22 protein-coding genes and 1 pseudogene are annotated in these 24,276 nt (G+C 56.1%); 6 read left to right on the top strand and 17 right to left on the bottom strand.

The window, feature by feature from the left end; translation table 11 throughout:
- Positions 1 to 118: 118 nt before the first annotated feature.
- The 16 genes from BA6348_RS12225 to BA6348_RS12150 form a co-directional block, all read right to left on the bottom strand.
- A complete protein-coding gene (locus BA6348_RS12225; protein WP_242507498.1) occupies positions 119 to 1,423 on the bottom strand; it encodes a DPP IV N-terminal domain-containing protein in 1,305 nt (434 codons plus the stop codon).
- A gap of 182 nt (positions 1,424 to 1,605) precedes the next feature.
- Positions 1,606 to 1,968 (bottom strand): VOC family protein, encoded by a 363-nt coding sequence (locus tag BA6348_RS12220; protein ID WP_122952803.1) that lies wholly within the window; start codon positions 1,966 to 1,968, stop codon positions 1,606 to 1,608.
- Positions 1,969 to 1,986: 18 nt separating this feature from the next.
- The gene (locus BA6348_RS12215) at positions 1,987 to 2,916 is read right to left on the bottom strand and encodes an RluA family pseudouridine synthase (protein WP_025844996.1); all 930 of its coding nucleotides are present in this window, start codon (positions 2,914 to 2,916) and stop codon (positions 1,987 to 1,989) included.
- Between the two features lie 58 nt (positions 2,917 to 2,974).
- Positions 2,975 to 3,427: a signal peptidase II gene (gene lspA, locus BA6348_RS12210; protein ID WP_005833386.1), complete on the bottom strand. Its 453-nt coding sequence runs from the start codon at positions 3,425 to 3,427 to the stop codon at positions 2,975 to 2,977.
- A 74-nt stretch (positions 3,428 to 3,501) separates the two neighbouring features.
- Complete coding sequence (locus tag BA6348_RS12205; protein ID WP_005833387.1) at positions 3,502 to 4,143, bottom strand: serine/threonine-protein kinase; 642 nt, start codon at positions 4,141 to 4,143, stop codon at positions 3,502 to 3,504.
- A 155-nt stretch (positions 4,144 to 4,298) separates the two neighbouring features.
- Positions 4,299 to 5,729 (bottom strand): phosphoglucomutase/phosphomannomutase family protein, encoded by a 1,431-nt coding sequence (locus BA6348_RS12200; protein WP_007784279.1) that lies wholly within the window; start codon positions 5,727 to 5,729, stop codon positions 4,299 to 4,301.
- 11 nt (positions 5,730 to 5,740) lie between these two features.
- The gene (locus BA6348_RS12195; RefSeq protein WP_007784277.1) at positions 5,741 to 7,702 is read right to left on the bottom strand and encodes a glycoside hydrolase family 15 protein; all 1,962 of its coding nucleotides are present in this window, start codon (positions 7,700 to 7,702) and stop codon (positions 5,741 to 5,743) included.
- Positions 7,703 to 7,751: 49 nt separating this feature from the next.
- Positions 7,752 to 10,127, bottom strand: coding sequence for a sugar phosphate nucleotidyltransferase (locus BA6348_RS12190; RefSeq protein WP_026557374.1), 2,376 nt, complete (start codon positions 10,125 to 10,127; stop codon positions 7,752 to 7,754).
- A 49-nt stretch (positions 10,128 to 10,176) separates the two neighbouring features.
- On the bottom strand, positions 10,177 to 13,029 hold the full coding sequence (locus BA6348_RS12185) for a 1,4-alpha-glucan branching protein domain-containing protein (RefSeq protein ID WP_122952804.1): 2,853 nt from the start codon (positions 13,027 to 13,029) through the stop codon (positions 10,177 to 10,179).
- A 14-nt stretch (positions 13,030 to 13,043) separates the two neighbouring features.
- Entirely contained in the window at positions 13,044 to 13,688 is a 645-nt protein-coding gene (locus BA6348_RS12180) for a DUF4912 domain-containing protein (protein ID WP_005833397.1), read from the bottom strand.
- A 405-nt stretch (positions 13,689 to 14,093) separates the two neighbouring features.
- The gene (locus BA6348_RS12175) at positions 14,094 to 14,873 is read right to left on the bottom strand and encodes a DUF4247 domain-containing protein (protein ID WP_007784270.1); all 780 of its coding nucleotides are present in this window, start codon (positions 14,871 to 14,873) and stop codon (positions 14,094 to 14,096) included.
- Positions 14,874 to 14,885: 12 nt separating this feature from the next.
- Positions 14,886 to 15,392 carry a DUF4178 domain-containing protein gene (locus BA6348_RS12170; protein ID WP_005833401.1) on the bottom strand — a complete coding sequence of 169 codons (507 nt, stop codon included), beginning with the start codon at positions 15,390 to 15,392 and terminating at the stop codon, positions 14,886 to 14,888.
- A 27-nt stretch (positions 15,393 to 15,419) separates the two neighbouring features.
- Positions 15,420 to 15,824: a DUF350 domain-containing protein gene (locus BA6348_RS12165; RefSeq protein WP_005833403.1), complete on the bottom strand. Its 405-nt coding sequence runs from the start codon at positions 15,822 to 15,824 to the stop codon at positions 15,420 to 15,422.
- Between the two features lie 119 nt (positions 15,825 to 15,943).
- Positions 15,944 to 16,609: a PspA/IM30 family protein gene (locus BA6348_RS12160; RefSeq protein WP_025845011.1), complete on the bottom strand. Its 666-nt coding sequence runs from the start codon at positions 16,607 to 16,609 to the stop codon at positions 15,944 to 15,946.
- Between the two features lie 115 nt (positions 16,610 to 16,724).
- Entirely contained in the window at positions 16,725 to 18,905 is a 2,181-nt protein-coding gene (locus BA6348_RS12155) for a DNA topoisomerase III (protein WP_122952805.1), read from the bottom strand.
- A gap of 97 nt (positions 18,906 to 19,002) precedes the next feature.
- Positions 19,003 to 20,145, bottom strand: coding sequence for a DUF2515 family protein (locus BA6348_RS12150; RefSeq protein ID WP_122952806.1), 1,143 nt, complete (start codon positions 20,143 to 20,145; stop codon positions 19,003 to 19,005).
- A gap of 118 nt (positions 20,146 to 20,263) precedes the next feature.
- On the opposite strand from BA6348_RS12150, the pseudogene shc reads away from it, so the two are divergent.
- A pseudogene (shc, locus tag BA6348_RS12145) lies at positions 20,264 to 22,182 on the top strand (squalene--hopene cyclase).
- Between the two features lie 9 nt (positions 22,183 to 22,191).
- On the opposite strand, the gene BA6348_RS12140 reads toward shc, so the two are convergent.
- Positions 22,192 to 22,389 carry a hypothetical protein gene (locus BA6348_RS12140; protein WP_005833411.1) on the bottom strand — a complete coding sequence of 66 codons (198 nt, stop codon included), beginning with the start codon at positions 22,387 to 22,389 and terminating at the stop codon, positions 22,192 to 22,194.
- Between the two features lie 161 nt (positions 22,390 to 22,550).
- On the opposite strand from BA6348_RS12140, the gene BA6348_RS12135 reads away from it, so the two are divergent.
- From BA6348_RS12135 to BA6348_RS12115, 5 genes are read left to right on the top strand one after another with little or no spacing between them, the layout of a single operon-like run.
- Positions 22,551 to 22,811: a spore germination protein gene (locus BA6348_RS12135; protein WP_005833413.1), complete on the top strand. Its 261-nt coding sequence runs from the start codon at positions 22,551 to 22,553 to the stop codon at positions 22,809 to 22,811.
- Complete coding sequence (locus BA6348_RS12130; protein WP_122952807.1) at positions 22,808 to 23,032, top strand: spore germination protein GerPB; 225 nt, start codon at positions 22,808 to 22,810, stop codon at positions 23,030 to 23,032. The genes BA6348_RS12135 and BA6348_RS12130 overlap by 4 nt, the downstream gene beginning before the upstream one ends.
- A 34-nt stretch (positions 23,033 to 23,066) precedes the next feature.
- Complete coding sequence (gene gerPC / locus BA6348_RS12125) at positions 23,067 to 23,681, top strand: spore germination protein GerPC (RefSeq protein ID WP_005833417.1); 615 nt, start codon at positions 23,067 to 23,069, stop codon at positions 23,679 to 23,681.
- 1 nt (position 23,682) lies between these two features.
- The gene (locus BA6348_RS12120; RefSeq protein WP_122952808.1) at positions 23,683 to 23,868 is read left to right on the top strand and encodes a spore gernimation protein; all 186 of its coding nucleotides are present in this window, start codon (positions 23,683 to 23,685) and stop codon (positions 23,866 to 23,868) included.
- A gap of 14 nt (positions 23,869 to 23,882) precedes the next feature.
- Positions 23,883 to 24,275 carry a spore germination protein GerPE gene (locus BA6348_RS12115; RefSeq protein WP_122952809.1) on the top strand — a complete coding sequence of 131 codons (393 nt, stop codon included), beginning with the start codon at positions 23,883 to 23,885 and terminating at the stop codon, positions 24,273 to 24,275.
- The last annotated feature ends 1 nt before the right edge of the window (position 24,276 follow it).

Here is a 24,276-nt window from a genome sequence, read left to right as displayed (position 1 = left end):
TATGCCTGCTTGTCATTCCGTGCCCTTGCCAGCCTCACTGGACTGGATTTAAAGGTTCCATTCGTCAATTAGGATTATGTCACGAAACAAGCCCGGTGTCAACGCAATGGAAAGAAATCTAACTATTCCAATAGACAGCGATCCATTCCGGCAAGTAGTTGGCGTAGTAGCCAATATCGCCTGTAATGCCTTTGACCAGCTCGCTTTCTTTTCCGTCTGCCTGATAGAATAGCGAACCGTGCTCGGCCCGATCGAGTCGCAGGAACAAAAGCTTGCTGCCGTCCGGTGACGGGGACGGATAATAATCAGCCGTTTGCTCCGCGCCTTTTGTCCAAGGCTGTTCCGCACCGTTCGCGTCCCTCGCCCAGATGCGCTGGCCGGGAACCATCACCTTTTTCGGATCAAACGCATAGTTTGTCGCTTTTCCTCTGGAAAAAAACAGCGTGTACGGCGGCTTTGCCGTCCAGACCGGATACGTATCCACGCTGTCAGCCGGGCTCGCCGAGACGACTTTGCCGTCGCGATTTGCCAGCTTCAGATGTTTGTTTTGCGTCGCCATCCGGTCCGTCCCGTCGATGAAGGCGAGCTGCTGGCTGTTCGCCGTCCAAGAGAGCCACTGCGGGTAAGCCAGACCTGTGCCCGGCTCGATCGGCTTTTTCGCTGGCTGCTTCAGGTTGAACAACTGGATTGGCACGCCGTCCGCAGACAGCGAAGCGGCGTTGTATCGCACGTAGTAGGCGACGAGCTGGCCGTCGGGCGATACGTTCATCCCTGTGGCTGCCAGGGCGTAAATGCCTTCTTCGACATTGGGCGGTTCCGCGAGCGGATAAGTAGCCAATGGCTGTCCGGCCAGATTTTGCAGGACGAACGTCATCGGACGGTTTTTCCCCGCCTCTGTGGAAGTCAAAATCGCTTCTCCGTCCGGCATCCAGGTGAAGTCGAAGAAAGCGGCAGGCGTCGCAGCTCCTGCGGCCACTTCTCCGTTGTCGCGGACTTCCTTGAGCACGAGCACGCCTCGAGGCTGCTCGCTGCTGCCTGCATTGACGATATAAGCCACCTGGTTTCTTTTCGGCGACCATTTCGGCACTCCCGTGACGGGCCTGTCGTCGAGCTGAACCGCTCCGCTGCCATCCGCGCGAACGAGCCACAAGTAGCCGGGGGCGGAATAACGGTCGGCTCCTTTGTATTTCACGAACAAAAGCCATTGGCCATCACCGGACCAGCCGACGATTTCCGCCAGTCCGTCTTTCGTAATCGGCTTTGGCGCTCCATTTTTGTCCTGTAGGTCCAGCAAAAACAACTGTTGGTTGCTCGTAAAAGCGATCTGCGCCGGAACGGTCACTTCCTTGTTGCTTCTGACCGGGAGCTGCCCCTGTTCGGCTGCCATGGACTGTCCACCCGCAAGCGCCAGCATGCCGAGCATCGCCGCCACAGAGACCGCTTTGCGCCATATTCGGTTGATGAGTATCCCCTCCCCGCCAAACTCGATTGAAAAAACGCCAGAAAAAAACGGCTGCCCTCTTCTAGCGTTTTCGAATCCCAAAGCCTTTATGCCTTTATGTACGATCACAAGCTCGCAGGTGCAAGCAGCAAAAAGCGATTGCCCTACAAATCCTCAAAAATCGCTTCCATGCCGTAGACGACTTCGACAGGCTCGCTGACAAACTTCACGCCGCGCTGACGCATCGTTTCATACGTCTGCCAAAAATCGTCCGTCTCCCACACCCACATCGGGTTTTTGCCGACGGCCGCGAGCATCTCCCGTGCGATCTCCTCCCGGTGCCAGTGGGTCGGATCATGCAGCACGATTTCCAGCTCCTGGCCGGGAAGGCCGACCGTCAGCCAGCGCGAGCCGTCGTCCATGCGCGTGTCCATCCGTTTTTCAAAGCCGAGCTTTTCCGTGTAAAATTGCAGAGCTTCCTCGCAATCGCGAACGTACAGCGTCACATGCGCCAGTCTTTTCAGCACTTGCCTTCCTCCCGTCTTTTACGCCTGTCTGAGAAAGTCTACGAGATCGCTCAAATCTTTCGGCATGGGCGCCTCGAACTCCAGCCGCTCCTGCGTGCGCGGATGAGTAAAGCCGAGCGTCTTCGCATGCAGAGCCTGTCCGTCGATCTCCAGCGTGTTTTTCGGTCCGTATTTCGGATCGCCCGCCAGCGGATAGCCGATGTATTTCATGTGGACGCGAATTTGGTGCGTTCGGCCCGTCTCCAGTTTCAACTCCACCAGCGTGTATTCCTTGAAGCGCTCCAGCACGATAAAATGCGTCACAGCAGGCTTGCTGTTTTCAAAGACGACCGCCATCTGCTGGCGATTTTTCGGGTCGCGTCCGATCGGCGCGTCGATCGTGCCCATCTCGTGCGGAATGACCCCGTGGACGATCGCGATGTATGTGCGCGTCACAGAGTGCTCCTTCAACTGTTCAGCCAGGCCGACATGCGCCTTGTCGTTTTTCGCTACCATGAGCAGCCCTGACGTGTCCTTGTCGATGCGATGCACGATTCCCGGGCGAAGGACGCCGTTAATGCCGGACAAATCTTTGCAGTGCGCCAAAAGTCCGTTGACGAGCGTACCGCTGTAATGCCCCGGAGCAGGGTGAACCACCAGTCCGCGCGGCTTGTTGACGACGACGACGTCGCTGTCCTCGTAAACGATCTCAAGCGGCATCGGCTCCGGCTTGATTGCCATTTCTTTTGGCGGCGGAACGCGCAGCGTAACCTCATCTTCTGCCTGCAGCTTGTAGTTGCTCTTGATCGGCTCCCCGTTTACCGTTACGCGACCTTCCTTGATCCACGCCTGTACCTGCGAGCGCGACCAGTCTTCATTTTGCAGCGTGATGAACTTGTCGATCCGCTCGTTTGCGTCCTCAGGCTCCACGTTCCAATCATAACGTTCGAATAATTGCGTGTCGTTCATGTTTGTCTCCTCACAAAGTTACTGTCCGTACCCCGTTTCGTATCACCCGAAACGGGCATTACCGTCCGCTTTTCCTGCCTTCCAGGAAGACATCCAACAGCAAAATGCCGACGCCGATCGTAATCGCCATGTCCGCGACGTTGAAAATCGGGAAGTTAATCAGGGTGAAATCCAAAAAGTCCACGACTTGTCCGGTCGTTGCGCGGTCGATAAAATTACCGATGGCCCCACCCAACACGAGGGACAATGCGAAAGAAGCGCGCGGCTGTTTTTTGCCGAGGCGGATCAGCGAATACACGATGCCGACGACGACGGCAACTGTAATGACAATAAAGAGCCAGCGCTGATTTTGCAAAATGCCGAACGCGGCCCCCATGTTGCGGTGCGAGGTGAGATGAAACACATCCGCGATCAACGGGATGGATTCTCCCCGCTCCATATGGTTCACTACAAGGTGCTTGGTCCACTGATCCAGTCCAATAATCACAGCCGCAATAAGAAAATACAACAATGGAACGTCCTCCTTCATCTGCTTCGACCAGCCATGAAAACACAATGTCAAATGCTCATTTTACCAGAGTGCGCTCACGTGAACAAGCGCCTCGCCTTTTTGTACAGCCGATACCCTTTGCGCACCCCGTTGAGCACCCACAACGGAATTTTCCAGCCACGGTCCTTCAAAAACGGAAGGTATATCTTGTAGTACGCCTTGCGCAAATCCCGCCATTTGCTGTCCGGAACGTTCTTGTAGTAGTCCGAGACGTCAATGAGGTACCCCCGCCCCTGGTCCATCAGCACGTTTTTGCCGTGGACGTCGTGCGGAAACAGCCCCTTTTCGCGCGCTTCCTTCAGTGCCCGCTCCACGTCCTCGATCACCTGAGGCGGGATGGGGATGCCAAAACGAGCGCAGTCAAACAAAGAAATGCCGTTGATTCGTTTAATGACCAGATAGCCTTCGCCATAGTCGTACATCATCGGGAACGAGCGCGTCTCCCCGAGCTTTTTGTACACCTCGATCTCCTGCTCCCAGCCTGGTCTGCCTGGGGCGTACAGCTTGATGACCACACGCGGATAATCGGGATGGGCAAAGACGGCGGCGTAGTTGCCGGTGCCGACCAACTCCCACGGATAGGGGATGTGCAGGGCGACGACAGGATCGTCAGGCGACTGGCTTTCTATCTTTACTTCTTTCAAAAAAGCTTGCAACACTTCTCGGTCAATGCGCATAGGTCCCCATCTTTCATTCCATACCGGCTTCTTTATGTTGATTCTAGCAAAATGAATTTTTTTTAAAAACCCCGTAAGCAAAAAAACTCCCAAGCGGCCGAAAACGCAAAAAGAAGAACGAGGCAGCTATGTGCCCGCTCTTCCTTGCTATTGGCTCATACATTGATTTCCGAAAACCAGTCCCGAATCGCTTCTTGCAGCTTGGAAAGCGAAGTCGCATTCGTCGCCTCGCAGTAGATGCGCACCAGCGGCTCCGTGCCCGAAGGACGGATGAGCACCCAGTGCCCTTCTTCCAAAAGCAGCTTGATCCCGTCCATCCGGTTGATCCCTTGCACCGCGTACGGACCGATCCGTTCCGGCGGCGTGGTCACCATCTGCGAAATCCACTTGTCTTTTTCCGCAAGCCGCATGTCGATGCGCGTATGGAACAGCTCGCCGAACTGATCGTACACATCGCGCAAAATCTGGTCGATCTCCTTGTTTTCATAGGCGACCAGCTCTGCGAGCAGCAGATTAATCAGCACCCCGTCTTTTTCCGGGATATGGCCGAGAATGCTCGCGCCTCCGCTCTCCTCGCCGCCGATCAGGACGTCTCCCTTGCGCATTTGTTCCCCGATGTATTTGAAGCCGACCGGCGTCTCCACCAGTTCCAGCCCGTAGCGCTCTGCCATATGGTCGAGCAAATGCGTGGTCGCTACCGTGCGCACGATGCGCCCGGTCAGCTTGCGGTTTTTCACCAGGTGATAGGTCAACAGGACGAGCACATCGTTTGGCGGAATGTATTGTCCAAACCGATCCACGACGCCGAAGCGGTCAGCGTCGCCGTCATTGGCAAGCCCGAGTGTCGCCTTGCGTTCCAGCACTTCTTTTTTCAGCAAGCCGAGATGCTTGTCATTTGGCTCAGGCAAATCCCCGCCGAAAGCCGCGTCCGGCGTCTCCCGGATGCCGATCGTCTTCACCCCGGCTTCTGCCAAAAGCGAGCTGACATACCCCTTGCCTGCCCCGTGCATCGCATCCACCACCACGTGCAGGGACGACCCGCGCAAAATGTCCATGTTGACGATGCGCCGCAGATGCGCCTCGTAATGGGGCCGCAGCACGATCACTTGCAGCAGCCTGTCGCGGGTCGCATCTGCCAAAGAAACCGTCGGCACCTCTTTGGCGGATGCGATCTCGCTGATCCAAGCTTCCAGCCGGGCGGTAATTTCCGGCGTCGCCGGACCTGCGTACTCGGGAATGTATTTGATGCCGTTGTACTCAGGCGGATTGTGGCTGGCGGTGACCATGATCGCTCCGCTGGCGGCAAAATGCTTGACCCCGAAAGCGACAGCAGGCGTAGGGGCCGCCTCATTGACCAGGTAAGAGCGTATCTGGTTCGCGGCCAGCACGCTGACGATTTCCTCGGCGAATCGCCGACCGAGAAAACGCGTGTCGTGCCCGACCAAAATCGGCTGCTCCTGTTGGCCGATTTCTTTTGTATAGCTGGCGATAGCTTGCGCGACTATGCGGACATTTTCCATCGTAAAGCCGTCCGCCACGATGTCGCGCCAGCCGTCCGTACCGAAACGGATTGCGGTCATCTCCATCTCTCCCCTCGTTAGCGCAACTCATTCACTTTTTCCAAATAACGCAGAACAGTAGCTACGAACGTAGCATGAGACCAGGTCAAAGGCGCAACCGATACGGGAGCACCCGAATACGGGTCAAGCTGCTCGGACAGCACGCCGCTTTGCAGCGAATGGCGCACGACCCACAGAAGCCTGTTTTTCGGCTCTTGCAATTCTTCGAGCGATTTTGCCTTGGCGATCTCCCAATCCGCCACCCATAGCGTGCAGATGATCCACGGGTTTCCCGGCACTCTGGCAATATCGTGCGACTTTTTGAAGTAGTAGTCGCCCTGGTAGCGGGCGAAGCCGCCTACTTCCGTGTCGACCCGCAGGCTCTTTTTCACAGCCTCCATCGTGCGCTGCACGCGCGGATCGTCCACCGGGAACACTTCGAGGGCAAACAGCGCGTACAGGCTGCTTTCCACCGTAAAGTCTTTTTCCACGCCTCCGTCCGGGCGCAAGTAAATGCCGCGCAAAAACCGGCCGATCCCCGGGTCGTACAAATGCTTTTCCATAGCGGCGCGAATGCTTTTCGCCCCGTCCTCGTAGCGCTTGTGGCGGCGGTCGTCGCCGAACAGTTGCGCAAACCGCGCCGCAGCCATCAAGCCCGCGTACACCGTGGCGCTCGTGAACGTGAAGATGCCGCGCCGCTCCTCCCACAAGTCATAGCTCGGCTTCGGCAGCTCCAGGGTCGGGTGAACGTATTCCAGCAAAAAGCGGGCAGCCGGGCGAACGAGTGTCGCATACAGCGCCTGGCAGTCTTCAATCTGCTTGCCGCTCTTGTACTGCTCCCAAAGGGCGTACAGCACCAAAGCCGTCTCATCCTCCTGAATCGGGAGCTGGACTTCGCCGTCTACGACGTACGGATGCCAACTGGAGCCGACAGAGCCGTCCGGGTTGTATTTGTGCTGCAAATAGCCGTCTTCGTTCAAGGCTTGCGCGCAAAACGTAAAAAACGGAGCGACCGTTCCCGTGTAGCCGGCCTTCGCCATGGCGCTTGCGATCAGCGCCCCGTCCCGCGGCCACATGTAGCTGTAGTGGTCGCGGTTAAACTGGAGGATGTCGGAGTCGTTCGCGGCGAGAATCGCTCCGTTCTGGTCGATCTGCGTCCGCACGAGAAGCAAGCTGGTCTTGTACAGATGGACGACCTCCGGGGGAAGGTCGGCGAAATCCCGCTCTTCCTTGTTCACCCAGCGCCGCCAGTACACGGCTACCCGGCCCAGCAGCCGATCCGGGTCGTTGTCCAGCACGTACTGGTTCAGCGTTCTCACGGCGTCGTACGAATCCCCGACGCACAGCCAGTAGTACATCGTTTTTTCCTCGTGCGGCTGCAGCAGCAAGCGAAACGAAATCGTGCTGTCCACAGAGCCTTGCGCGATCGGATTGCCGGCGAGCAGCCCATCTTCCGCGTCGCGCCACGTTCCTTCCGCATAGTTGAACCGCTTGATGCCGACGCTGAACTGGTCGATTCCGCCCTCCGGTGTTTTGCCGTTGGCCATCATGTACACGTTGCGTTTGTAGTGATAGACAGTGGAGAGAATCGGGTCGTACACGGCGGTGTCCCCGACCTCCGTCTCGTTCAGGCTGAAGTCGTGGTTGAAAAACAGCCGGATCTCCCGCGCCTCGTTGGCATGATTGCGGACGCACACTTTTTTCAAATAAATCGGATCGCGCTGGTGCACGCCATCTGCCATCTGCAAGGAGACGGCCAGATGCTCATGATGGGCATGAACATCTGTCACCAGCGACTCCCGGTCATAGCCAAGCTGCCGCTTCCAGCCATCCTCATCGAGCCAGGAGAACCGTCCCTGTACCCAGATTCCCAGCTTACTGAAATGTCCGCCGACATGATTCAGTTGGCCTACATACGGATAGTAAAGATCGCGCATGTGCAGCCTGTCGTCAAAATTAATCAAAAGTTTCCCGTTCCCGACGACGAGCGGTCTCGGCATGCCTTCACATCCTTCCTTCCCGTACTCAGGCTGTCGATTCTCTTTTTCCTCATTGATACTCCGCAATCCGTCTGGCGTAGGAGGAGGCGAGCGTTGCCGCCGTTTCTGCCGTCGCTCCTTGCGAAATGACCTTGACGTGCGAATCTTCCGAGTCAGGCAAAATCAGCACCCAGCCGTTCGTATCGTAAACCTTGATTCCGTCCATGAGTTCAAGCAGCTTGCCTTTGTTTTCCTCCAGCACTTTGCGCATCACTTTGCCTTTCGCTCCCCATGGGCAAAAGACCGTTTTGCGCTCCATATGGCACGCAGGCAGAAGCTCCAGCAGCACGCTGAGCGGCTTTTCCTCCTGGGCTAGGTAGGACAGAATGCTCATCAGGCTGTACACCGCGTCAAACAGCGGATGGAAACGCTCGTCGGACGCTACCTCCATCATCGCGCGCGGCGCTACTTTCGTCCGCACGACCTCGATTTGCAGCAGTTGGGCGAGGTGCTCCAGCTCGGCTGGCGCGCTGACTGGCAAGCCGATCCGCTTGTGGCGACCGCTGCAAGCCAAAAGCTGCAAGGCCAGCAGTTGCTCCGTCGACAGCTTCGCGCCTTCCTCGGTGAACAAGGCGAACGCTTCTCCGTTTTTGTCCAGGCGTATGCCGAGATCGGCTTTCTTTTTGCTGATGCCGTCCTGGATCGCTCCATACGTGACCGTCACGCCCAGATCGTGAAGCAGCGGGGCGAGAAAAGTCGGGAAAAACCGCGTTTCGCTGTCGATCAACAGGTGAAAACGCTGGCGCTGGATGGATGGCACATCAAGCTGCTCGGCCAAGGCGCGCAAGTAAGCTTCCTGGACCTGATGCTCGACGTGCAGCTCGCCCAAATGGTGCAGGTTGCGCACATACGTCTCCTGCCAGTAGGCATTTTCGATTTTCCGCTCCATGTCGCGCGAGATCGGCAACCCTTTCTGGTCGATGAACTGGAGGACGATCTCTTTTTCGTCTCCGTTTTCATTCATGAATACATGGATGCCGCCGATGCACGCGAGCGAGCGGACGCCGTAGCGGATGAGCGGGGAGTTGCCAACGCCGAGATCCACCGTGTCAATGCCCGAGGAGCACAAGCTCGTCATGATGCTGTGCTTGAGCAACTGGGCAAAAGGATGCGAGCACGCAGACAGCGCGATTTTGCTGCCGGGCTTTTGCAAATAGGCATATGCGGCAGCGAGCCGCGTCACGAACTCCGGCGTGATGTCTATATTGCCGATGCCTTTGATCCCGCTGTTTCCGAACAAATTTTTCGTCTGCTTCATGCCGTAGATGAGAGAAGTCGTCACGATCGCGCTTTCTCCCACTTCCTTGTCCGGCCAAATCTTGACGCCTGCCTTCACGACGGATTTCGCGCCGATCAGGCAATTGTCGCCGATGACCGCACCGTCTCCTGTCTGCACGCAATCGGCAATGCGGACATTGCGGCAGAGTGTGGTCCCGGTGATTTCCGTCTTTTTCCCGATGACGTTGTTCTCCCAGAAGATCGCTCGCGACAGCTTGCTTCCCGAGGAGACGACGGTGTTGTCTCCGAGCACGGTATAAGGCCCGACCTCCACTCCCGCCTGCAGGTGTACATTTTCACTTATATAAACCGGCCCCTCCAGCCGCACGGAAGAGTCGACACGGACGTGATTTTCCAGAAAAATGCGCGGGGCAATTTCCTGGGCTTTGATCTCCAGGTTGACACGGCCGTCCAGCAGGTCAAACTGTGCCTGGCGATATACTTCCAGAGAGCCGATATCCGACCAGTACCCGCTCGCTTCGTAGCCGTAGAGCGGTTTTTGCTCCTGTAAAAAGTACGGAAAAATTTCTTTGCTGAAATCGACTTCTTTTTTTTCTTCTATATAAGACAGCACTTCCGGCTCGCAGACGTACATCCCGGTGTTGACCGTATCGCTGAACACTTCCGCCCAGCTTGGCTTTTCCAGGAAACGGGTGATTCGCCCGCGTTCGTCCGTCATGACGACGCCGAACTCCAGCGGCGTCTCCACACGGGTGAGAATCAGCGTAGCCAGGGCGTCATTCTGCTCATGAAAGCGAATCGCCGCCGTCAGATCAATGTCTGTGAGCGTATCCCCGCTGATGACGAGAAACCGTTCATCGAGAAAATCGGCGCAGTTTTTCACGCTGCCCGCCGTTCCGAGCGGCGTCGTCTCTTCAAAGTACACGAGGGAAACACCGTAGCGCGAACCATCGCCAAACGTATCGCGGATGACATCAGGCAGATACTGGAGCGTGACTGCAATCTCTGTAATTCCGTGCTTTTTCAACAGATCGATCGTGTACTCCATGCACGGCCGGTTCAAGAGTGGCACCATTGGTTTTGGAGTATGGGACGTTAACGGACGTAGACGTGTACCTTTACCACCAGCCATAATTACTGCCTTCATCTTTTTTCCTTCCTCCTTCATCATCGTTGCGAGCATGCGCTGTTTGTGCTTATTTCTCCGATAGCGCCAGACGGTTTACGCCAAGCGATCGGTACTCCTCTATGGTCTGGGTCGCCAAAGCCGTCCAGTTGTAATGGTGCAAGACGTCGTTTTGCGCTGTTTGCGCCATCTGACGCCGTTTTTCCGGGTCCTGTAAAAGCCAGCGAAGCTGATCGGTGAGCGAATCCGGATTTCCCGCGTACATCGTCGCTCCGTTTTCTCCGTGCCGGACGATTTCGCGAAGCCCGCCCGTATCGGCCACCAAAACCGGCACTCCCAGCGCCATCGCTTCCAGAGCCACGATGCCAAATGGCTCATACAGACTGGGGAAAACCGCGAGATCAGCCAGCAAAAACAGTTGGTCACGCCGTGCGTCGTCGACAAAGCCGAGAAACTTCACGCGGTCCGCTATGCCCATCTCTTCTGCGCGCCGCTGCCACTGCCCTTGCATCGGCCCTTTGCCCGCAATGAGCAGCGTGGCGTGGCCGAACTCGTAGCGCAGTCTGGCCATCGCTTCGAGCAGAAGGTGGACTCCTTTTTCCTGCACCAGACGCCCGACAAAAAAGAGGACGGGCCCGTCGCCAATCGACAGCTCTTCGCGCAGCTTGCCTTTGTCGAATGCTGGCGGCGGAGCCAGATCGACACCGTTGTATATGACGCGCAGCTTCGACTCGGGGATGCCGAACAGCCGCCGCACTTCCTCTGCCATGTAGTGGCTGCAAACAATGACCCGATCCGAAGCGTGGGCAAGTGTTCGCTCGCTCTCGTGAATCCGCTCCTGAAACGGCGTGTGAATCCCTTGGTGCCGCCCGTGCTCCAGGGCGTGGATCGTGCTGATGAGCGGCAGCGAGTAGCGCTCCCTGATTTCCATGGCGGCCCAGCCGACCAGCCAGTCATGGGCGTGAATGATGTCAGGCCGCACGCCGCTATTCCACAAGCGTTCGGTGGCATCTGCCATCGCCAGGTTAAGCTGGAACACCCATGACAGAAAGTCTTCTTGCTCTGCGGGAATGTACGTCGGCAAACGGTGTACGTGGACACCATCCATGACTTCCTCCGCCACGCTCCAATCCGATGCCCGGGTCAGCACGTGCACCTCAAGGCCCTGGCGCACCAGATGCCGGGCGAGATCGTAGACGGCGCGGCCGAGCCCGCCCACCACGTGCGGCGGAAATTCCCAGGCCAGCATCAGGACGACTCCGGCCGGCTCCGGCCCTTTGCTTGCCGCTACTAGCTGACGCGATACGTTCACTCTATGCGTTTGTTTAGGCAAATAGTACGTCTCATCCATGTGGGGAAAAATCGGGAAAGCAGTCTCCATCTGGGCAATTTTCTCTATGTCCAGTCTGTTTTCGCGAAGCATCGCGAGCAACTCGCGCATGCCCGCCAGGTGATCGTGGGTCCGGCGCACCGCGTATTCGACGACGGTTTGCCCATCCAGGATGAACGCCCAGTCGCTGCTTTGTGCCAGCATCAGCTCTCTGGCCGCCTGGCGCAAGGCGCGGCTGGCAAGCTCGTCGTGCTCTGGCTCCTGCCCGCCGTTCTCGTAAAAAGCGGTCACGGCCTCAATCAAGTCGCGCTCCGCCTGATGCAGATGCCGATAAATCCAGCCGTTTTTTTCATTCAGCCACACTTCCCCGTAGCCGTTGCGTCCCCAGGTCGACATCGGCAAAAATCCGCGGTCTTGCTCGGGGTACTCCGCGAGGTACTCCGACGGGGTAATCAGCTTCACCGTTTGCGAATCGCACGCGGTCTTGCGCAGCAAATAGTCCAGAAACTGCGGCCCCTCGTACCACCAATGCCCGAACAGCTCGGCGTCGTACGTGGCGACGACCAGCGGCTTGCGGTCCATCCACGCTGCCGCCGCTTCGACCTGGCGCTCCCGGTGGTACAGGAAGTGGCCTGCATGCGAAGCGGCCTTTTCCCGCGCCCAGTCCGGCTGATACAACTGCTTTTCCCCATGGGGTCCCGTGATCCGGTGGTATTTCAACCCGGTATGTATGCGGATGCCGGCAGGGTGAATGTACGGCTCGATGTAGTCCATGTCCCTGTCGAAGCCAATATCCCGGTAATATTCCCGGTAATCGTAGTCGCCGGGATAGCCGTTGGAGGAGCTCCACACCTGGCTGGAAGCAACTTCATCCCTGGCGAATGCCACCACGTCATGGCCAGTGCCGAGCGGGGCGAGCACGCCTCTTCTCGGTTGGGGCGTTGCGTGCTCAATCGTGTGGGAGTCGACGAAAAAGTAGTGCAGCCCTACCTCTTTCAGCAGCCGATCCAGCCCTGGCGTATAGCCGCACTCCGGCAGCCAGATTCCGCGCGGGCGCCTGCCCAGGATTCGTTCGTGGGTGTCGATCCCTACCCGAAGCTGCGCCAAAATCGCTTCTTCGGTTTCTACAAAAGGCAGAAACGCGTGTGTCGCCGCGCATGTAATCAACTCCAGGCAGCCGCTGTCGGCGACCCGCTTGAAGCCTTCGACGAGCCGGTAATCCAGCTTGCTGCAAAACGAGGCGATCCCGCGAAACCGTTCCAGGTACATTTTGGCGATGCGCTGTTCTTGCGGGTTGTTCGCCGCACGCTTTACTTCTTTGCCTGCCAGCTCCACCGTTTTGGCGAGATGCGCGCGAAACCGCGTCACGATAAGCTCGTCGTCGAGCATCGACAGCAAGGTAGGAGACAAGGCAAGCGTCATGCGAAAAGCGATTTTGTCCGAGAGAAGCTTGTCGAGTACCATGAGCAGCGGGATGTAGCATTCCAGCATGGCTTCGTACATCCAGCGCTCTTCCAGGCGATCGTCCCGGTCCCCGTGCCGTACGTAAGGCATGTGGGCGTGCAGCACGAGGGAGAGATAACCGTTATGCACAGTGGACACCTCACTTATTTGGATGTTTTCGAATAGAGGGAATACGAGGAAAAGTTCTCAAACCAGGCAGGTGTTGAAGGATCGGGTGCAGGCTCCACCAACGGCTCTCCCCAGGCAGCTTTTGTATTTCGCGGAGTCACGACCACATCCGAGCGCAAAATCGGACAAAAGCGGCCATGCTCAAATAAACCGAAGTCCATGATATACGTCCGCCCTGGCAACACGTCGTACACGTACCAGGAGTGCGCATCCTCGTTCACCAGGATGTCTCTGACAGAATGGGCATTTTGGCCATCGAACAGGCGCTCCGTCACGTCGTACAAGCGCAATCCCTTTTGAATATGGCGAAAATCTGCCCGTAAGTACGATGCCACCATTCTCATTCGTGGCCAGGTGATTTCCCAGTAGACGAACAGTACGGTCGGACCTTGCGCCATTACTTTGACGATATCCCGCCCGTAAAAGGCCGGAAGCTGCCAATCCCCGTCTCGTAGGGATGGCCGCGAAGGCGTCTGTCGATTCTCCGACGACACACGCTCCACCTTCGCCCTGTCTTTTTGCAGACGATATTTTACCTGGCCTATGGTCAACCCGCATTCTTTGGCAATTTGTGCGATGGATTTGGATTGTGCACGCAATTCGAGAATTTTTTCCAGCATCGTGATGCGCTCCTTTCCGCCAAGTTTCCCTTCCGCTATCCACTTGCATGTCGTCTTTATATATTCACAATGTCATCATAGCGAAAGCTGTTAACAAAGGCTGTCGAATGTTGGACGCACATCCCTTCTTCTTTTGTCGATAAACAATCATGTTTTCGTCACTGCCAAACAAAAGTCGAGAAAGCAGCTTTGGAAATCGCTTTCACAAGTCGAAGGCTGCCTCGCTTTCTTTCCCCGGTTTTTCGTGTACTCTACATCTTACAAAGGCAACAGAGCTTCCATGCTTTGCTTTATGAAAAATTGATTACAAAACATTGTTGGAACAAGCGAATTTTTTTTAAGGCAGGGCTGCCGCTTGTTCAGGCACGCAAAAAAACCCGCCTTGTCAGCGGGTTGGTCTTGCGCTTATCTGCGTTTCGTAATTCTGCCGGAGCTTCCTACCTTCGTGCGCGGAGGCGACTTGCTTTTCGGCTTGGTAAAAACCGAGGATTTTTTCGAGGAAACGGACGAGTTGCTGTCGGACGAGCGAATAATTTTGCCTGTGCTCCCGCTAGACGACGTATCCTGCTTTTTGAACAGGTTGCCGTCCTGGCCGACTTTAGCGCTGCTCTTCTTCTTGCTGTCGCTGCGCTTTGTAATGCTGCCCGTGCCTTCCTTCGTGATCGGCGGCGCAGTCTTTTTCTCCGCCTCGGACGGCACGTGGTAGCTGCCTGTCGGCTTGTAAATGTCCTTGCTCGAATAACCGCGATAGCTGCCTTTCGAGCTTTTTTTATGTCCATCGAACAGGTCGTCGAGGACGCTGGCCAGGATGTAGCCCTGTAAAAAGGACGAATCGTAGTTTTCCCGGACGTACTCCTTCGTATCGACCTCAATCAGCGTGTCGGACGGCTTCGCCTGATCTTGCTGCAAATGGTACAGCTCGTCAGGGTAGATGAGGAACATGTGCTCTGCATCTTCTTTGGAAATCTCGTCCGGCTGCTTCTGTTCAGCAAGCTCCTTCGCTACCTCAGGCACCGTCTTGTTTTCAGCGCGGTAAATGCGCGACGTCTGCCCGTTATCTTTTGTGGAGACGGATTCGAGCGGATAGCTCTCGCCAATCGCGGGGCTGCCGCAGCCGGCCATTGACAGCAGAAGCACCGCCGGAATCAGCAAAAGCTTGATCCATTTCATCCAATCGTTCGGCATGCCCACCCCTCCTTACGTTCCGCGAAGTACCTGCACATCCGCTGGCAATACCGCCTCTCCTTCGTACAGCATGAATCTTCCATCCTGCCATTCGATCCGCAGCAGCTCGCGGCCATCGGATTGAAACTGCCAGATGTACTGCTCGCCGGACGTATGGAACGGCGCTTTGCCAACCACCTGGACTCTTCCGTTGTACTGCTCCTCCAGATGGTACGTCACATCGTCCATTTCAATCGTGGTCGGCACCTCGTCAACCGAATCGAGGCGGCCGTCGATGACGCTGTAAAGCTGAAAAATCGTTTTTTCGCGTTCTTCGATGTATAAGTAGCGGATGGTCGTTCCATCCTGCAAAGTCAGCATCGTCGCGTTGCGGCTCGCATTGGTCGACTTACCCGTGACCTGGTAGGTAACAAGCGAGACTTCCACCACGTCACCGGGTCCTACTGTCAGGATGCTCTTTTCCGGCGCAGGCGGCTCATGCTTGGCAAATAAGTTTTGAATGCGTTTGAACAAACTCATCTGGTCCTACTCCTTCCTTAGCCTTCCCTAGACCAATGCGCCGAGAATGAGCGCCCCTACCACGTGCAGCGATCCCGCCACCATGGCGTGTCCTACCATGCCTTGCTGGGTTCCGCGCTCCAGGTCAAGTCCGGTAAAGGTTTTCAACAACAGCTCGGCGATTTTCTCCAACAACAGCAAGATGATAAATGAGACCACAGATACCAACAGCGCGATCCACAGATCGTTCGAATTGAGAATTGACTGCGACAAAATATACCCTTGGGCAAACAGCTTCATCACAAAGCGGGTTGTGACAGCCACGTTGCCTTTTTTGATTTCGGCGATGTCCTTGTATTTTGTGAACAGCGTGTCAATCCACATCAACAAAAACAGCAGAATGCATCCAGCACCCGTCCAGACCAGCATCCCCAGTATTTGCTGCAAATCCACGTCGATCCCCCCGTAGCCCAAAAGAGTTGAGAAAGCTCGGCTTCGCCACCTGTTTTGGACGAAGCCTTTTCGTTGTCATTTCGATTTCCTCAAGGAAAAAGGGGCACCGCCCAAGCGGTTTACCCCTCGTATTTTTTCAACAGCGCGGCCAGCTCGTCTTCCACCTGCTGGTCTTTGGACAGTTTCGCGATTTCGTCGTCGAGCGAGCTTTGCTTTTTGTACAGCTCCCCGCTTGCTTCTGCCTCCGCTTCCATTTGCAGCGCTTTTTCTTCCATGCGCTTTAAGCCCGCCATCGCCGAGTTGCTGTCGAATCCGGCCATCGTCTGGTTGATCGTCTTCTGGGCTTTCGCCGCATTCACGCGGGCGACGAGCGTCTCGCGCTTGTTTTTCAGCTCGGTAATCTGTTTTTTCATTTCCGCCAGCTTGTCGCGCAGTCCGTCTGCCGCCAGCTTGTTTTTCTCGTAAGCTTCCTTGTATTCGGCCATTTTTTGTTCAGCCGCTTTCTTCTCTTCCAGTGCGCGGCGGGCCAAGTCGATATTTTTCGCTTGCGCAGCTACGTGTGCCTGCTCATCGCGCTTTTTCATCAGCGCTTCCTGCTCTTCATACAGCACCTTGAACTTTTTCTCCAGGGCGATCTGGGCAGCGACCGCTTTTTCTGCTTCATTCAGGTCGTCTTGCATATCGCGCAAATATTGATCGGTCATTTTGATCGGATCTTCTGCTTTTTCAATCAGGGCATACAGGTTGGACATGGTCAAATCGCGAAGCCGTTTAAAAATGGACATGGTTCGTTCCTCCTTCAGTACGTGCCGGGTAATTCGGCCCAGTTTCGCCGCACCCTTTATACATGTATCTACGTTACTTACGCAAGCAAGTTTCAAAATGATGCGGATTTCTTTTTCAAGAGCTTTTTTCTGCCAACGACGGCACGCTGATTTTCGCCTTTTTGTCCGCTTCGTCCCATTGCAAATAGGCGTCGAAGCGCTCTTTTCCTTTGGCAAAGCCTTTGATGAGATTCGTCTTGCCCGTCTCCATCAGCTTTTTCACGGCAGCGGGCGTGATCTTTTTGCCCATGATCGTCTTCGATACGGTCACGGTGCACTGCGACTTTTTGTAGTTGGCGCACCCGTAAAAATCGCCCTTGTCCACGAAATCCCCGCCGCATGCCCGGCAGGTCGCCACTTTGGAGCCGAGCGAAAACTTCGTCGCCTGCTTCGATTTGGGCAGCGCCTCGACGTCGTAGCCTTCCAGTTTCCACTCGCGCGACTGCTCGACGGCATCTTCGACGATTTTATGCGAGAGCTTGCGCACTTGTTCCATGAAAACTTGTGCGGAGGCTTCTCCCTGCCCGATCTCCTGGAGGCGCTGCTCCCATCTTGCCGTCATTTCCGGGGAGGCGAGAATTTTGTCGCCGATCACGTCAATGAGCAGCATGCCCTTTTGCGTCGCAAACACCTGGTTTTTGCGCACCTCGATGTACTTGCGCTCTTTGAGCATGTTGATGATCCCGGCGCGGGTCGCTTCCGTGCCCAGCCCTTCCGTTTTCATCAGCACCTTTTCCAGCTCCTGGTTGTCGAGATGCTTGCCCGCTGTCTTCATCAATGTAATCAACTGGCCTTCCGTGTAGCGCTTGGGCGGCTGGGTCTTGCTCTCCTTGGCCTCTACCTTGTGCACTTTGCCCGTCTCGCCTTTGGCGAGCGGCGGCAGCACCGCTTCCTTGTCGTCCTTTTCCTCGTCGAACAAAACATCGCGCCAGCCTGCGCGAATTTGCACCTTGCCTTTGCTGATGAACACGGCGCGGCCATCGACGAGCGTCGTCACCGTCGTGTAGTCGAACAGCGCGCTCTCCTGGTGCGCGGCGATCAGGCGTCTGGCGACCAGGTCGTATATTTTCCGCTCCTCGTCGCTCAGCCTGGAGACGGTCGGCACCTGCTCGGTGGGAATGATCGCATAGTGATCGGTCACCTTTTTTTGGTTCACGTACCGCTTGTCCTGGGCGATGGACGCTTTGGACAGCGGAAAGTGCGACTGGTACTCAGGCTGCTTGGACAGCTTCGCCAAAATGTCGGGAAACGTCTTCGCCTCTTCTTGCGTGACAAACGACGAATCGGAGCGCGGGTACGACAAAATCCCTTTCACGTACAGCTTTTGCGCGATTTCCAGCGTCTTTTGCGGCGAGTACTTGAACATTTTGTTCGCGGTAGCCTGCAGCGAGGAGAGGTTGAACAAGTACGGCGGCAAAAATTCTTTGCGCTCCGTCTCCACCTCGCTCACCTCTGCCGGCTTGTCCCGGCAAAAAGCGGCGATTCGCTCCGCGAGCTGCGGGTCGAGAATGCGCGATTCCCCGTCGTCCTTGTGCCAGACGCCTTCGTAGCGCTTCTTGCCGATCGCAAACGTCGCCTTGACCTCCCAGAACGGCTCGGGCTTGAAGGCGGCGATCTCCTTTTCCCGCTTGACGACCAGCGCGAGCGTCGGCGTCTGCACCCGGCCTGCGGAAAACACGTCGTTGATCCCTTTCTGCTTCAACAGCAGCGTGTAGACGCGGGAAGCATTCATCCCGACCAGCCAGTCTGCGCAAGAGCGGCTGTACGCCTCGTGGTACAGATTGCGCGTCTGCGTCTCGTCGAGCAAAGCGGCAAACCCTGCGGTAACGGCGCGCTCCGTCAGCGAAGAAATCCACAGCCGCTTCATCGGCTTCTTCACTTTGCACATTTCGACGATGGTGCGGACAATCAGCTCCCCTTCCCGCCCCGCGTCGCCCGCGTGAATAATTTCCGTGACGTCCGCGCGTTTCAGCAACTGTTTGATGATGCCAAACTGCTTTGCCTTTGACTTCATCACCTGATGCTGAAACGACTCGGGGATGAGCGGCAACGTGGCGATCGACCATTTTTTCCACGCCGGGTTGTACGCCTCTGGCGGCACCAGCTCACAGATGTGCCCGACCGCCCAGGTAAAAAAGGCACCCTTGGGAAAAAACCGATTGGGGTGCACTTCGAGGAAGCCTTGTTGTTTTCTATGGGGAAACGGACTGGCAAGCTTCATGGCCTGGTCCGGTTTTTCTGCTATGACAACTTTCATGCCTGCTCTTCTCCTACGTGTGTAATCTCTCTTCCTATTCTACTACATTCGGCAAGCGAAGCTGAAAAAATTGGCAACAGCTTATCAGGCGCCGCTGTTACGAGCCAAGCAGCTTCGCTTTTGCCAGCACCGCCCGCTCGATTTTTTCCGGCGCCTGGCAGTACGCGTCCTCTGCCCGGGAAAAAGTCGACTGGTCCCGTGACAAAACGAGCTTGTGCACGACGCCTTTTGTGGCCGGGTACCAATCCACTGCCGTCGGCGGCTCGTGCCGGACTGGCTTCCAGGCTTGCCGCAGGGCGGGGGAATACAACCGCCGGGCGCCCGGCAAAAGCTGGCAGCTCGCCAGTTTTTTCTGGTACGGCTTGCCGGGTGCCGTCTCGCGCAAATCGTGGAACAGATGCGGCCAAAAGTCTTTGCGGGAGCCGGTATGCGGCTTGTGGCTGGCCCACGCTATTGCGCCTTCCTTGATCTCGTTGTCGCAAAACAGCAGGCTGTACAGTCTTTTCCCCAGCTCGATGCGCTCTGCCAAGGAAGCAAAATGAAAAACAGGTTCGCCTGCAAGCCGCAATGCTCCGTCCTCCTGGCCCGCCGCCCGGTACGGAAACAGGATCAGATTGAGCCGCAGTACCTCCTGCAAAGCAAACGGCAGTGTCTTCACCACAGTAGTCTGATAGGCTTCGTCGCCCATCATGTGCGTCTGCAAATAATGCTGTTCGTTCACAATCAGGCCGATCGAAAGCAGCTTGCTGTCGCCTGTTTTCCAGAAATGGTTCCAGACAGCCTGCATGAACACAGAGACTTCCAACTCGGGAAGAAGGTGAAAAAGGTTGGTCTGTCGCTTCAGGCTCTCCTCATACAGTAATAATTGAGGGTACGCATCTTGAAAAATCAGCCAGTTGCCCCGCTCCAAAAACGCAAAATAGTCGTGCTGTACTTTTGCGGGAAGCAACTGCGGCAATAGCTCGCCGCGAAGATCGGTCATGCTCCAGCCGGCGTTGCGCGATACGAGGTGCGCCAAAAGGGACCAGTGAACTTCCGGATGCTTGTGAAAAAATGTCAAATAGGCGCTCGTTCGGTCCAGGTTGTCGGCGTTGCTCGCTGCTGTCTTGCGCCTGATTTCGGCGATCGTGTCCTGTTCTGTTGTGGCGAGGGAGTTGGCTGCCTGCCTCGCTTCTTTTGCTTTCGCTAGCTCGCGTGCGAGCGGCCATAGAGCCGGATTCGCATGCCATGACCATCCCATACAGATCCCTCCTGCCTGGCGAACGCATTTTTTGTACAGATAAGAATGGATAAAATTCTTATCCAGTATAAGGGCAACGAAGGCTGCGCCAACGGCTTGGCGCAGCCAAGTTTTCTACATGGAGGTGGTTTTCGTTGCGCGAAGTACGCGAAGAAATCAGCCAGATTCAGTCTGTTGTCCTGCACAGCCAACAGCAGGACGGCTCCTGGCGCTTCTGTCTGGAAAGCTCTCCGACGACAGACGCCCACATGATTATCTTATTGCGGACGCTCGGGATTGATGATGAGCGGCTCATTGACGGGCTGACTGCGCGGATCACCGCCCTTCAGCAAGAAAATGGCGCATGGAAGCTGTACCCGGACGAGGCCGAGGGAAATCTCTCGACGACTGTAGATTGCTACTATGCGCTGCTGCTCTCGCGTCGCTATGAAAAAAAGGAGCCGCGGATGGCTCGCGCTCGCGCGTTTATTCGCGGCAAAGGCGGCTTGAGCGAGGCGAACCTGCTGACGAAGTTTGCCGCTGCCTTGGCGGGGCAGTACAAGTGGCCCGCTCATTTTCTCGTGCCTGTAGAAATTGCGCTCTTGCCTCCTAGCTCTCCGATCAGCTTTTACGATTTTGTCGGGTACGCCCGTGTGCATCTGGCGCCGATGATGATTGTCGCTGACCGCAAATACGTCAACGTGACGGCGGATACCCCCGATCTGTCCGATTTGTATGTGAACCCTTCCATCGCTCCCGGCGTCTATCCCCATCGGCTGCTGGAGCGCTTCACGCGGGACGGACAAAGCTTTTTGTCCTCTATCCACGAGTACGTGTTGCGCTTGCCGTTTTTACCCGGCCTGCTGCACGAGCTATCCTTGCGCAGATTGGAGCAGTTTATCCTCGCGCGCGTGGAGGCAGACGGGACGCTGTACAACTACTCGACCTCGACGTTTTTCATGATTTTTGCCTTGCTCGCCCGCGGCTACTCTTTGCGTGATCCGCTGATCGCAAAAGCGATGTCAGGTTTGCGCGATTCGGTCTGCCAAACGGCGGAAGGCGCGCACTTGCAACTGGCGACCTCTGCCGTCTGGGACACGGCGCTGCTGTCGCACGCCTTGCAGCAAAGCGGCCTGCCCGCAAGCCACCCTGCCATCCAGCGGGCGAACCGCTATTTGCTCAAAAAAACAGCAACATACGTACGGAGACTGGAAAATTCGCAATCCGGGAGGGGTTCCTGGCGGCTGGGGCTTTTCGGACTACAATACGATGAATCCGGATATCGACGACACGACAGCGGCCTTGCGCGCTCTACGCAGCCAGTCCCGCCTGGATAAAGCAACCGCTGGCGCCTGGAAGCGCGGGCTGGATTGGCTGTTGTCCATGCAAAACGACGATGGCGGCTGGCCTGCCTTCGAAAAAAACACGGACTCCCCGCTCATTTCCAGCCTGCCGATCGAAGGCGCAGACACGGTCAGCACCGACCCGTCCTCGGCCGATTTGACCGGAAGAACATTGGAGTTTCTCGGCCGCTACGCCGGGTACAAAGAGAACGACGCGCCTGTCCAGAAGGCGGTTCGCTGGCTGCTCGCCCGCCAGGAAATAGACGGCTCCTGGTACGGCAGATGGGGCATCGCCTATTTGTACGGGACGTGGGCGGCGCTCACCGGGCTGATGGCAGTCGGCGTCTCCCCCGCTCATCCGGCGGTCCAGAAAGCGGTCGACTGGCTGACGCGACAGCAAAATGCCGACGGCGGCTGGGGCGAATCGTGCCACAGCGACGAGCAAAAAATGTACGCCCCCCTCGGCGCCAGCACGCCATCGCAAACGGCATGGGCGCTCGATGCCCTGATCGCCGTACATCCCCGGCCAACTCCGGCTATTGAGCGCGGCATCGACTATTTATCCAGGCAAAGCCAGGCGGCAGACTGGACCACCGCTTATCCGACGGGCGGCGGACGCCCCGGCGGCACTTATTTTGCCTATCACAGCTATCGCTGGATTTGGCCGCTGCTCGCCCTTAGCCACTACCAGAGCAAATACGCGTCCGCAAGCTAGACGAGGCGATCAGTCGCCTCGTCTCGTTGGTGTGGTCGGCCGGATCGGAACGTCTTTGCTGAAAATGAGCGAGTCGTCTGCCGTGTCAAAAACCGACGAGCAACTGATGACGTCCGCGTCCCCGATCAGCACGAGCGATGACTGCTGCACGCCGCCCATCTTGATTTCTCCCACGGCGATTTTTTTGTTGTTGACCTTCATGTTCATCGCGTTTCCCCTCCTTTTTCCATCCCTGCAAAACTCTTCTGCCTGTCGCTCATGTATCGTATGCCCACGCTGCCCGGTGCGAACCGCAAAAGCGCGAAAAACAGGTATGAACACCCAGTGCCGTCACACATACAATACAAAAAGGACTCTTCCGAGGGGATGTGTCGAAGCTGCCAGCTATTGTTGGAGTCATCAACGTAAACAGCATAAGCGGCGTCTTCAATGTCGGAGACGTCCGCAAAATCTCGCCTGTCAGCTACTCCAAAACTTTTGCTGGCGGCGGATCGTTCAACTCCGGAACGAATCTTTCGTTCAAGATTCCCCGCAGCGTCGTCTACGTCAATGAGACAGCGGGCAACGAGCTGCCGATCTTTGTAGAGGATACAAGCGATCCGGCGGCAAAGGGACGGGATTTTTCATGAACTTTTTCGTTCATCAAAACATCGTCATCCACAACTTGAAAATTGATGGCATCACCAACTCGTCGGTTTGCCAAATTGGCAGTGCAGGTATGATTAAACCGTTATCCCAAATGTACAACACAGGCGGATTCACAGAGCCGGCTCCCCCTGCGGGGCCATTGCCCGAGACTTCGTCAGAGGAGTTCATTCCGCTTGTGCCTTTGGTTTCGCCTTCCCGCTAACCGGCTTTACGTTTGATGAAGAAGGATGATCGTCATGTACATGGGTCCCGAAATGATGCAGTATTTGCAACAGTTACATGACTATATACAAACGCAGAACAAAAAAATGGAAAAAATGAAGCAAATGATAGAAGAACTGCAACAGGATGTCAAAGAGTTAAAGGAAAAGCAGGTTCCTTCCGTCATCAAAAACGAATACAAATTTGATCTGCTGAAAGTCGAACGGTTGGAAGGAACGCTCAACATCGGGCTTAATCCGAAGAGCAACGATTCCGGCATCGGCGATTTTTCCATTAACCAGAGCATGGATGTGCCAAACGGGGAGAAAAAGAACACGCCTTTGTTCGAACGAGTGCAAAAAGAAATTTACCGTTACCTGAAAGCGGACGCCTACCATGTGCTGGAACGAATCGAGGAAGAGTGCGGTTATCCGCTCAATGACGACTATCGCGATTTTATTTTGGAGGATATCAAGAAGCAGATCGACCAACGCATCCGTTATTATGTCAATCAGCTTCAGACCGATGAATGGGAGCCTGAACAGATCGACGTCTGGGCGGGAAAAATCGTCCAGAAGGTCAAGCGCGATATCGAAAAAACGTGTGAAGGCTTTGTCAAAAATCTCCCGCGCGAGGTGAACGAACCCTGATATGATCTACCAAGTGATAAACAGCGACATTTGCGTGCGCAGCGTTTCGATCGATGCCCTGTCGTCGTCCGCCTCCCTGTTTATCGGCGACACGACAACGGTCACGCTGCTCTCGTCCTACGAAACGCCACCCGAGTCGATGATTCTCGGAGCGATTCCGGTTGATACGGCGCTCACTCCACCTTGAGGAGGTTCCTATTGATGCACCGCAGAACGAGCCATGTCAAGAAGCTGAACAGCATTTCCATCGACTCCTCCTCTGTCTTGCAGATCGGGGACTCGAAGGAAGTCAACGCCCGCTCCAACATTTTGGCGGTCCAACGGGAAAAAGCGATTTTTTACCAGCACGAATTTGAATTTGCCGATTACGCTGTTTTTTCCGTGCCGTTACCCGCTCCTTGCCCTGCCGAGCCGATTTGCCTCGATACGTTTCACGACTGTCCCCGCATTCACGTCAAAAAGGTCGACGTACCGTTTACTGCGGCATCGTCGCTGATCCATATCGGCTCAACCGACTGCCTGACCTTGGAGACTCGCGTGAAAACCATCCGCCAACTGCTTCGCGACGAGCCCAAGCGCGAGAGGAGGAGCTAGC

This window comes from Brevibacillus agri (genome assembly GCF_004117055.1).
Taxonomy (GTDB): domain Bacteria; phylum Bacillota; class Bacilli; order Brevibacillales; family Brevibacillaceae; genus Brevibacillus; species Brevibacillus agri.
Note: the sequence above shows the minus strand (reverse complement) of the source record. Positions and strands in the feature narration are given on the sequence as shown.